Annotated in this window: 1 protein-coding gene; it reads right to left on the bottom strand. The window is 35.3% G+C overall.

From position 1 onward, the window contains the following. Positions 1–334, bottom strand: a 334-nt coding sequence (locus tag PSI23_RS22220; protein WP_273557071.1) for a DNA methyltransferase, incomplete at both ends; no start/stop codon positions are given.

Genomic DNA, 334 nt, shown 5'->3' with positions numbered 1-334 from the left:
ATCTTTCAACAAAATTATCTTCACCGAATATTTCATTGCACACATTGGATAAATTAACCACTTCATGGTCATCTATCGATATAAATATCATTCCCTCATCAGATAATAAATCTCTGGCTAATTTCAGTCTGGGATAAAGCATATTCAGCCATTTCGTATCGTGATAATTATCTTTATAGATAAAGTTATTGCCTGTGTTATAGGGCGGGTCGATATAAATCATCTTTATCTTTTTGTGATAAGACTTTTGCAGCAACTTAAGCACTTCAAGGTTGTCGCCTTCAATAAAGAGGTTCCCTGTGGTATCCCAGTTAACACTCTCTTCCTTGCATGG

The organism is Xenorhabdus yunnanensis, from assembly GCF_028598805.1.
In the GTDB taxonomy this organism is placed as follows: Bacteria; Pseudomonadota; Gammaproteobacteria; order Enterobacterales; family Enterobacteriaceae; genus Xenorhabdus; species Xenorhabdus yunnanensis.
The sequence above is the reverse complement of the archived record's forward strand: the minus strand, read 5'-3'. Positions and strand labels throughout refer to the sequence as shown.